16 protein-coding genes are annotated in these 8,818 nt (G+C 71.1%); 2 read left to right on the forward strand and 14 right to left on the reverse strand.

Going from position 1 to position 8,818, the window contains the following annotated elements:
* Positions 1 to 20: 20 nt before the first annotated feature.
* Genes ACWF94_RS24790 through ACWF94_RS24815 form a run of 6 tightly spaced genes read right to left on the reverse strand, consistent with a single transcriptional unit; the run spans position 21 to position 3,738 of the window.
* On the reverse strand, positions 21 to 200 hold the full coding sequence (locus ACWF94_RS24790) for a hypothetical protein (protein ID WP_453492478.1): 180 nt from the start codon (positions 198 to 200) through the stop codon (positions 21 to 23).
* A 45-nt stretch (positions 201 to 245) separates the two neighbouring features.
* On the reverse strand, positions 246 to 920 hold the full coding sequence (locus ACWF94_RS24795; RefSeq protein WP_453492481.1) for a hypothetical protein: 675 nt from the start codon (positions 918 to 920) through the stop codon (positions 246 to 248).
* Position 921: 1 nt separating this feature from the next.
* Entirely contained in the window at positions 922 to 1,374 is a 453-nt protein-coding gene (locus ACWF94_RS24800) for a hypothetical protein (protein WP_453492484.1), read from the reverse strand.
* A complete protein-coding gene (locus ACWF94_RS24805) occupies positions 1,371 to 1,997 on the reverse strand; it encodes a hypothetical protein (protein WP_453492488.1) in 627 nt (208 codons plus the stop codon). Before ACWF94_RS24805 ends, ACWF94_RS24800 begins: the two co-directional genes overlap by 4 nt.
* Positions 1,994 to 3,421 (reverse strand): hypothetical protein, encoded by a 1,428-nt coding sequence (locus ACWF94_RS24810; RefSeq protein WP_453492491.1) that lies wholly within the window; start codon positions 3,419 to 3,421, stop codon positions 1,994 to 1,996. Before ACWF94_RS24810 ends, ACWF94_RS24805 begins: the two co-directional genes overlap by 4 nt.
* 56 nt (positions 3,422 to 3,477) lie before the next feature.
* Positions 3,478 to 3,738, reverse strand: a complete 261-nt coding sequence (locus ACWF94_RS24815; RefSeq protein WP_453492494.1) for a hypothetical protein — start codon at positions 3,736 to 3,738, stop codon at positions 3,478 to 3,480.
* A gap of 197 nt (positions 3,739 to 3,935) precedes the next feature.
* Here ACWF94_RS24815 and ACWF94_RS24820 point away from each other — a divergent pair, with 197 nt between their 5' ends.
* Both ACWF94_RS24820 and ACWF94_RS24825 read left to right on the forward strand, forming a co-directional pair.
* Positions 3,936 to 4,238, forward strand: coding sequence for a hypothetical protein (locus tag ACWF94_RS24820; protein ID WP_453492497.1), 303 nt, complete (start codon positions 3,936 to 3,938; stop codon positions 4,236 to 4,238).
* A gap of 40 nt (positions 4,239 to 4,278) precedes the next feature.
* Complete coding sequence (locus tag ACWF94_RS24825; protein WP_453492500.1) at positions 4,279 to 4,494, forward strand: hypothetical protein; 216 nt, start codon at positions 4,279 to 4,281, stop codon at positions 4,492 to 4,494.
* 30 nt (positions 4,495 to 4,524) lie between these two features.
* Here ACWF94_RS24825 and ACWF94_RS24830 read toward each other — a convergent pair whose 3' ends face one another.
* From ACWF94_RS24830 to ACWF94_RS24865, 8 genes are all read right to left on the reverse strand, one after another.
* Positions 4,525 to 5,262, reverse strand: coding sequence for a TIGR02391 family protein (locus ACWF94_RS24830; RefSeq protein ID WP_453492503.1), 738 nt, complete (start codon positions 5,260 to 5,262; stop codon positions 4,525 to 4,527).
* A 139-nt stretch (positions 5,263 to 5,401) separates the two neighbouring features.
* The gene (locus ACWF94_RS24835) at positions 5,402 to 5,596 is read right to left on the reverse strand and encodes a hypothetical protein (RefSeq protein ID WP_453492506.1); all 195 of its coding nucleotides are present in this window, start codon (positions 5,594 to 5,596) and stop codon (positions 5,402 to 5,404) included.
* Positions 5,597 to 5,649: 53 nt separating this feature from the next.
* Positions 5,650 to 6,390, reverse strand: a complete 741-nt coding sequence (locus tag ACWF94_RS24840; protein ID WP_453492509.1) for a hypothetical protein — start codon at positions 6,388 to 6,390, stop codon at positions 5,650 to 5,652.
* A gap of 92 nt (positions 6,391 to 6,482) precedes the next feature.
* Positions 6,483 to 6,644: a hypothetical protein gene (locus ACWF94_RS24845; protein WP_453492512.1), complete on the reverse strand. Its 162-nt coding sequence runs from the start codon at positions 6,642 to 6,644 to the stop codon at positions 6,483 to 6,485.
* On the reverse strand, positions 6,641 to 7,357 hold the full coding sequence (locus ACWF94_RS24850) for a hypothetical protein (protein ID WP_453492515.1): 717 nt from the start codon (positions 7,355 to 7,357) through the stop codon (positions 6,641 to 6,643). The genes ACWF94_RS24845 and ACWF94_RS24850 overlap by 4 nt, the downstream gene beginning before the upstream one ends.
* Before the next feature lie 2 nt (positions 7,358 to 7,359).
* On the reverse strand, positions 7,360 to 8,358 hold the full coding sequence (locus tag ACWF94_RS24855; protein WP_453492518.1) for a hypothetical protein: 999 nt from the start codon (positions 8,356 to 8,358) through the stop codon (positions 7,360 to 7,362).
* The gene (locus ACWF94_RS24860) at positions 8,330 to 8,515 is read right to left on the reverse strand and encodes a DUF6011 domain-containing protein (RefSeq protein WP_453492521.1); all 186 of its coding nucleotides are present in this window, start codon (positions 8,513 to 8,515) and stop codon (positions 8,330 to 8,332) included. Before ACWF94_RS24860 ends, ACWF94_RS24855 begins: the two co-directional genes overlap by 29 nt.
* Positions 8,512 to 8,818, reverse strand: a 307-nt coding sequence (locus tag ACWF94_RS24865) for a hypothetical protein (protein WP_453492524.1), incomplete at its 5' end; no start/stop codon positions are given. The genes ACWF94_RS24865 and ACWF94_RS24860, both read right to left, overlap by 4 nt.

Below are 8,818 nucleotides of genomic sequence, written 5' to 3' on the forward strand. Positions count from 1 at the left end.
GCCCCGGGGTCTGGGGTGGGTCAGCGTTCCTCGCCGTCGGCGTAGCCGGTCCACGGCTCGCAGTCGTCCGCCGATGTGGCGGGGCTTTCGGCGGCCCAGCGGGCTTCGTCCTGGGCGTCGAGGCGGGCCTCGTCGGCCTGGTCCATCTCGCGCAGCTCGTCGCCGGTGAAGAGGTCGTTGGTGGTCATGTCGTCGTCCATCTGCTTCCTTCGGTGGGGTTGGTCCGGCTGGTTGCCGGGGGTGGGTCAGGGGCGTCGGAGGAGGGTGCGGCGTACGCGGTCTGCGGGGTCGCGGATGATCGACATCCCCTCTCGGCGCTCAACGGTCGGGGCGTCATCGGCGTTGTTGTTGTTGCTCTGGCCTGGCACAACAACGGCAACAGGGGCTGCCCCTGCGGAGGGGGAGGGGTGGGGCGGAACGTCGGCTCGGTGAACGCCCTCCCGGCCGTCCGCACCGGGGGCCCGTACGCCGGCCCGTACGCGGATGCCGTGGCGGCCCAGGAGGGCGCGCACCTGGGCGGTCTTCCAGGGGCCTGCGGGGAGGTGCTCGGCGAGGGTCTTGAGGTGGACCCCTCCGGTCTCCCCGAGGAGGCTGTGGAGGAGGGCGGCGACCTCGTCCCGGGTGGGCTCCGGCCGGGCCTCTGCGGCCGGGGCTGGCTGCTGCTCCCCCTCGGGCTCGGGCACCGCGTCCGGCTCGGGTTGAGGCTGGGTGCGGTCAGCACGCAGCCCGAGAGCGATGGCCCCGGTGAGCCACCAGACGGCGAGGATGACAACGATCCTGGTGGTCCACGGGAGACCCTTCACGAACGCCGCTCCCCCGACGATGACGGTCAGGCGTAGTGCGACTCCCCCAGCGAGCCACTGACCGATCATGCGGCTGATCAGGGCGGAGCCGGTCCAAACCGCGACCCAGACGCGCATCTCAGGCCCCCACCATCATCAGGACGGCGGCAGCCAGCTCGGCAGGGACAGCCCAGATCGTTCCGGCGCCGACGGCAGGCCAGACGAACGCCGCGATCAGGCCGAGGGTCGCGCCGACCGCCGGGGTCATGGGCGCGCAGAGCATGACGATGAGGAGGATGAGGGCGACGGCGCCGAGGCCGACGTTGCCGAAGGGGCCGTTGCCGGTGCCGACGCCGAGGCCGGTGAGTCCCTGGCCGACGATCTTCTGTGGATTGGCCCAGATCTGCCCGGCCGCGCTGAACGCGGTGCCTGCGAGGAAGGCGACGATGAGGGCCGGATTGTCCTTCAGCTTGACGCGGCCCTTGCCTTTGACCCCGAGGACCAGGAGGACCGTCAGGGCGAGCGCGAGACCTCCGGCCCCGACCGCTCCGAACAGGGCTCCCCCAGTGGCGGGTGCGGCAACGTTGATCACGAGATGGCTCCGGGGGTGTGGAGGGCGAGGGCGAGGAGGATCGTGCTGCTGGGGATGTGGGCGGCCCAGTCGGCGGCGGTGTGGACCTCGGGGGTCGCGGCGCGCGGAACGAAAAGCAGGAGGCGGGTGGCGGCGTACCAGGCGACGGCCCAGAGGAGGAACGCGACGCCGACGGCGCCCTGGCCTGCGTCTGCGATGGCGTCGGCAGCGGCCGGGCCGATGCCGAGCCACCAGCCGACGGCGGCGGCGGTGCCGCGGTGGAGGACCCAGCGGCGCAGCCGCGCCCGGCGGGGGCTGATCGCGGGCTCGGGGGCCGGGGCGATGGTGACGTGCAGCTCGCTGCGCCCGGGGGCCGGCGCCCCCGCCTCGGGCGCGGCGGCCGGGGCGGGCCTGCTGAGGGAGTACCAGGGTCGGCGGGCTGGCTTGGTCGGCTCGTCTGTGGTGGTCTCGTCGGCGTAGAGGCGGTCGAACCAGTCCGGCTCGGCGGCCGGGGCCGAGCCCCAGTCGAAGCCGGTCCGGCCGGCCGGGCCCGTGGGGGCGGGCGGCGGTGGTGCGTCGGGACCGACACCGAGGCGGCGCAACAGCCCGCGGATGCGGCGCTCGTCGGCGCCCGGGTCGGTCATGACTCCCCCGCTTGGTCGAGCTGGGCGCGTACCCGCTGCGCGGTGGGCTGGCCGACGCTCAGTTCGCGCTTGAGTACGCGGATGGATGCGGGGCGCCCGTGGGTACGGCGGTGGTCGGCGTCTACCTCACGGGCGCGGGCGAGCTGGTCGCCCGTACCCGGGGTACGGGGTTCGGCGGGTACGGGCCCGGCCCCGTGGTCCGGCACGCGCACGTGGGCACCCTCGCCTGACTCGGGTTCCGGCACTCGGATGCTGACGCGGGTGCGCGCGGGTGCGGCGGCGAGTACGGGTACGCGGGTGCGTACCTCGGGGTGTACCTGCCCCGTGGGGGCGAGGTCGAGGTGCAGGCCAGGGCCGGGTACGGCCGCGAGTACAGGCCGCTCCGGCTCCCCTGCACCTGTGCGTGGCGGTGGGTCGGGGTTGCCGGCCCGGGTGGCGATCCGCACCAGCATCTCGGTGACAGGTACGCCGTACTCCGTGCACAGTGCCGCTAGCTCGCGCGGGTGCGCCTGCGGGTGCGCGGCATGTACCCGGCGGATCGCGTCGGCGGGATCGAGCGCCCGCAGCTGCGCCCCGGTCACACCGAGCGGAGTCTCCGGGTACGGCGCCGCCGGGGTCGGGTACGTCCAGGGCGAGGGCAGGGGTACGGTCGCAAGCTCGCCGGAGGTACGGCGCGCGGCCAGCTCCTGGAGAAGGCGGTGACGCTGCTCGCCGTCGGTGCCGACGCGTGCGCGGGCGACGGCGGCGGCGAGACGTCGGCGGCCCCAGGCGCGCAGGCGCGGGCGCGCGGCGAGGCGTACCGCCTGGGCGGTGGCCCGGTCGCGGGTGATCTGCTCCGCCGACCGGTCCCGGGTCGCCAGGCCCAGGCGGGACAGGAGGCGTTCACGGAGTTCGCGGCCGATGACCGCGGGCAGGGAGCCGGAGCGTGCGCCCGGTGTGGAGTGCCGCAGTTCGATGCCCATGGCGAGGTGCCAGAGCAGCGCGGCGAGGACCGGGCCGACGAACGCGCGGACCGTCCCGCCGAGCAGTCCGGATTCGGCGAAGGCGGGGATGATCTGCACGCCGGTGATGACCCAGACGAGGATGCCGGGGATGCCGGGTGCTCCGGACTCGCGCAGGTTCTGGCGGGCCATCAGCGCGGTCGCGAACAGCGCCAGCTCGGCGGCGGCGAACATGAAGCCGCGTTCGACGGTGCTGGCCATGTCGAGGTGGTGGGCGGCGAACCGCCAGCTGGTGTCCGCGCTGTAGGCGGTGCAGCAGGCGGCGGCGATCGCCGCGGCAGTGACGGCGGCCGGCGGTCGGTCGATGCTGCGCAGGGCGCGGACGAGCACCCAGGCGGTACCGACGGCGAGCAGGGCCAGAGCAATGAGTGCTGCGGCGGCAGGCCATGGATGTCCGGTGGCCCACGAGGAGATGCGGTTCACAGGCGCTCCAGGAGCCGGACCCTGGGGGAAGTCGGGGCCCGGCCGGTCGGTGGTGGTCAGGAGGTCTCGGTGCGCCCGTGCGGCAGAGCACGGGCGTACTCGGCGTCGAGCGCCGCGAGCAGGTCCTCCAGCACGTGACCGAGAGCGGCAGCGGCCTGCGCCATGGCGTGGTGGTCGTGGATGCCCGCGTTCCTGTACTGGGTGAGGGCCTGGCGGGCGCAGGTGATGGCGATGTCGACCGGCGGAACCCAGGCGGCGGAGTCTCTGGGCGGGAGCAGCGGGGTGGTGCGGCCGGGGGGATCGGTACGCTCAGGCACGGGTCTGTTCCTTCGTCGCGTTGTGGCGGGCCCGTGGCCCCGGCCGGGCTTCCACACACCGACCGGGGCCGACCCATTGGCACGAGACCGAGGAGAGTGGCCTCGCACCGCACAAGCTAGACCCTAGGGTCTGGATCGTGCAAGACCCTAGGGTCTAAGGTGGTGTGCGCCAACTCTCGCGACAGGAGGAAGCGGGAGTGGAAGACCAGCCCGAGGAGGTGCGCAGGCTCGTGGAAGCGATCGACGCGCTGGAAGCGATCGAGGACGACGCAGCGTGCGCGAGCGCTGTCACCCAGGTCCTGGACCAGTGGCCGACTCATCACGCGCGGCTGCGGGAGATTCGGCAGCGAAGGGTTCAGGCGCTCAAGGACTCGGGCAAGACCTGGGCCGAGATCGGTGTGATCCTCGGCAACCTCCATCCGACCCGTGCGCAGCAGATTGCCAAGGGGCACCGCGGGGCGAAGCGCCCGAAGAAGGACGAGGGCAGAGACGAGGACTGATCGGCATGCCGTCGGCCGTGACCGGGCGCACGCTGGAGATATGGCACCGCTGCCCGTGATCGTCTACTCGCCGTCGCTGACTGGCGGGCGGCGGGTGCGTGTCGACGACGAGATCCTCGGCCTCGCGTACGGGATCAGCGACGTGGCCGAGTTCCTGCGCTGGGCCGGCCTGGAGGGCATCGACGAGACCGACGTCGTGATGTCCACGGTGGTTGAGTGGCGCGGCGGCGGCCCCGACGTCTGGACGTTCCGGTAGCGGGTCCCGCTTGGCGACCGGTGGCCCCCTTTACGAAGCCCTCTCAACATCTGCGTCGTCAATCCAGCGCGCCAGGATGCTGAAGGCTGCCAACTGCTCAAGCGCTTGGTTCTCATCCAGCTCGTGATCAAGTTCGTGAGCTATGGGGTTGCGGATCGCTGAGTAGACGCCGCGGGCAAAGCTGCCTGCACCTTCGTGGCGGCTCCTGAACGTGTCGCTACCATCGTCGGTGCCCAAGCGGAGCCGCGGATGTCCATTGGCCGGCGGCTTGGTGGAGAAGGCATCCCCCAGGAGTTTCGCCTCGGAAAGATCCTTTCGCCCCAGCTTTGTCTGAGCCTGGGCGTTGATTGCCTTGGCGGCCATACCTACGGCTTCGCGGAAGTGGCCGCTGCTCCAGAGCCCCTGAACGCTTCCCCATACCCAGGGATGGAGCGTCGCCGCATCGAGTTGAGGAGCGCCGCTTCCGAGGTTGTCGATCAGTTCCTGCTCGCCTTCCAGCTGTGCGATGGCTCGTTGTGCGGCCTCCCGCTCACGCCAGTACGGCTGTCTCTTCCCTTCAGGCCAGTCTGCGGTTCGCCACCCGGGGAGGACACGGTCCAGGATTTGCTCAGTGATCTGTGTCGCTGCCAGCACCTCGGCCTTAGGCTTGTCAAGCCGATAGCTCCAGAATCCAACGGTATTTGGAGCATCCGGCACATAAGTGATCGATGCTGTCACAAGGAACGACTTGAGTTTGTTGATCACCCATTCGCTATTCATCTGGGTCATCGCACAATAATCCATGCTTCAACGGTCAGGGGGAGGCACTTCAGTCAACCTGCTCGAAGGGATTCTGCGCCCGGCCTTGGTCAGGCGAAATGGACATTAGGCGCGGGGCGGCCCGGATGTCTGAGCCGCCCCCGGTTGACTAGGGGAAGCCGACGGCTCGGGCCTTCTTCGCTCGGGGCTTCGGCGGGTCCAGCTCACAGGCCGCTTTGTGTGCTTCGTCGATGAGGTGCTTCCCGTGGCTGGCGCCAGAGGCGTCGATCCCGGCGGCCTTGAGGGCGTCGGCTAGGTCGTTGAGCAGGCGTGCGAGTTGGGCGGGGTCGTTGGCGTAGGTCATGAACAGCTCCCAGAGTGAGCGGGTGTTCGAATCGTAGCCGGGTGCCACCACGCCTACGTCCAGATGCGTCCGCAGCTGCCGCACCGTACGACCGGCGCGGAGCCTGCTCCCCCGTGCATGTCCAGCGAGCCGAGACAGATGGGGCAGGGTGCGGCGAGGCGGGCGCGTTCGTTGCCGACGTCGAGCGCGTGCTCGACGAGACGGGCGGACGTGCTAGCGACGGCCGCGATCCGGTGCCGGTCCGGGTCCGTGATGGGGCGCCAGGGTCCGCGGGCTCCCTGGACCTGGGCGAGGAGCCAGAGGCCGGCCCGGGGAACGGTGCGGTCGGTCCCGATGTACCGCCAGCGGCGCGGGTCCTTGCTCTGTTTCAGCGCGAGGAGGTTGCGGCGTGCGTCGTCCTGCTCGACCGTACGGCGCGCGCGGGGATCGGTCGGCCAGGACCGGCGCGGCGGGGCGGGCGTGATCGGAGCGTGCTGGATCGCTGCGGCCAGTTGGTCGGTGAGTTCGAGGAGTCCGGCTTCGACGGTGGCGATGGTGTCGAGGACGTCGAGGCGGATGGGTGCGGCGGTCCAGCCGAGCTGATCGGGCGACCGCTCCAGGATGCGGAGGGCCTCGGCTCGCCATGTGGCGGCTTCCGCTTCCTCGGCGTCTTGCTGTCGGGCGGAGACGGTGGCGATGCCCATGGTGGGGGGCCAGGTTTGGGTGCGGGTGCCGAGGGCGGTCTGGAGGTCGCGCCAGTGGCGTACGACGGTGAAGAGGTGCTGCTCGGTGCGGGTGTGGTGGGTGGTGGTCATCGTGCGCTCCGGGTGCCGGTGGGGCGTATCGTGATGATCACCTCGGGGGCGTGCCTGTCCTGGTCAGATCCGGCACGCCCCCTGCCGTGTGTTCAGGCGGAGGTCGGCCCAGCGTCCTGGGCGATGAACTCAAGCGCGTCGATGCAGCGCTGCATCTCGCCGACCTCGATCCCGGGAGTTGTTACATGCCATGTAACAAAAGTGCGGGCCCGGCAGTCGGCGACGACCTTGACCTTGCTCTGGACCTCGATCACTGACCGTCCTCCTTCCAGTTCGGACCGCGCAGGGGCGGCGGAACGTCGGACGTCGGCGTTGGGGGGCGCGGGCATTGCCATGGGTAGTGCAGGAGTCCGGGCGGGTCGGCCATGCGGCGGACGTCGGCGAGCAGTTCGGCCCACCAGTCCGCCCATGAGGCGTGGCCCTGGTGTTCGGCCTGGTTGTCGATGCTGCGGCGGAGGGCGGTGTGGAGGTCGAGCGCCATCCATGCCTGTACGCCGTGGACCGGGTCGGGGGTCGCATCGTCCGGAGTTGCGTCGGGTGGCGGGGTGTCGCCGCCGATGGCCTGGCCGACCGCAGCGTCCAGGCGCTGAACGACCTCCTCCATCGCGCTCTCTGCGGAGGCGCCGTTGAGGATGCGGGCGGCCATGGACAGGCCGGTGAGAGCCCCTGAGATGAAGCCCTGCCCTTCAGGGTTGAGCTCGGGGGTGATCCGCTTGAGTTCGATGGCGATGGCTTTGATGTGGGTGCGGGGGCGCGCGGTGTCGGGCGGCACCTTCTCCGGCGTGACACGGAGGATCTCAGCCATGACCGCGCTCGTCAGGAGGCCGGCGATAGCGTCGCCGGTCGTATCGCTGGTGGTGCGCGCGGCCTTGTTGAGGACGTTGAGGATTGCGGCCTGGACCCGGCGGCCGAGGTCGACCGCCGACGAGGTGTCGACGGTGACGGCGAGGCGGGCTGTGGCGGCCATCGTCAGGATTCCTTCGGTTCGGTGAGGGCGCGGATGGTGTGGCAGGGGTAGTGCACGCTCTGGTCGGCCGAGCACTCGATGCACGAGCCGTCGCCCTCTTCGGCCTCGCGGTGGAGGGCGCGCACACGCTCGACGGCTGCGGCGAGCTGCTCCCGGGTAGGGCCCTCGTACGCGTCCCACCAGGTCGGCGGGTCGACGACGAGCGGCGCCGATCGCTGCTCGAAGACGTGACGGCCGTACTCGACGCCCGCCACCGCCTCGTAGGTGATGGTGCGGTTGCCGTCGAGGCCGGTGTTCACCGTCATGGGGCTGTCGACCAGGATCTCGCCGGGGTCGATGCCGTTGGCGGTGAGCCAGTCGGCGGTGGCGCGGCGCCGGCTGTACGAGCCGTGGTCGGCGTACTCCTGCATCCGGGCGACGGTCCGGGCGATCGCAGCCTCAGATGTCTGGGCGCGGGCGTACTGCTGGTCGCGGTCGCACGGCTCTCCGGGGGCTGCGGTGATCCGGTCGAGGACATCTCGCCAGTACTCGGCGAAGATGCCGCGCCCCCGGCCGAGGTCGAGCCCGTACCGGAGGAGGTGCAGCACAGCCGCCAGGCCGTCGCGCTCCTTCTCGGCTTTCTCGGCACGGCGCTTCGTGGCGAGGTACTCCTTGAATTCGGCGACGGCGGCGCGGTCCTCCGGAGTGAGGGCGGTGCGGGGGTCGTTGCCGCATCGGCCACCCCGGTCGGCGGTCGGCGTGGCGGGCCAGCTGCTGGCCATGGTGCGGAGGTGGGCGACGAACTGGTCCGGATCGTGCTCGCCATCGGCTACGAGCCGCGCGACTTCATCCGCAGCGTCGGCGAACGCGCGGGCCCGGGTTTCCTGCCCCTCCCGGTTCTTGATCTCCCGGGCTTTGGCCTCAAGCCGGCTGAGGAGCGCGCGTTCCTGCGCCGATGGTTCGGATTCGGCCTGGCCTGCGCTGTCTTGCCGGTCAGGCGGGGAAGGGTTGTTCGGATCCATGAGGTTCCTCGTCAAGTGTGAGCTGGTCTTGGGACACTCCGGGGGCGGGGCGGAGTTTGCGCTGGCAGACGGGGCCGATACCGGCGGCCCGTGACGTTGGGTCACGGAGCCGCCGGTGGCACATCCAGCACTGCCGAAGCGGGGCCGGGGCGGTCATGTGATACCGAGTTTCTGCTCGCACTCGGCGCACAGCGCGTGGTCGCCCGGCCGAGCCCCGTAGGTGCCGCACACCTGGCACTCGATCGAGCGGTGATACGGGAGGTCGGGGGCGAGTTCGACGAGGCGGTCGATCAGCTCGTCGGGGTCGTGCTCGTCCTCCAGGTGCTCGTACATCCCGAACTCGGTCACGGTCTCCGGGCAGTCGGTGATCGGGCAGGCCAGGGGCTCGAACGGGTCGACGCTCATCCGCGTGCCGCCGTGACCACAGAGCCGGGTCCGTCGGTGGCGATGGGGGTGTCCG

Source organism: Streptomyces sp. NPDC055078, from assembly GCF_053607985.1.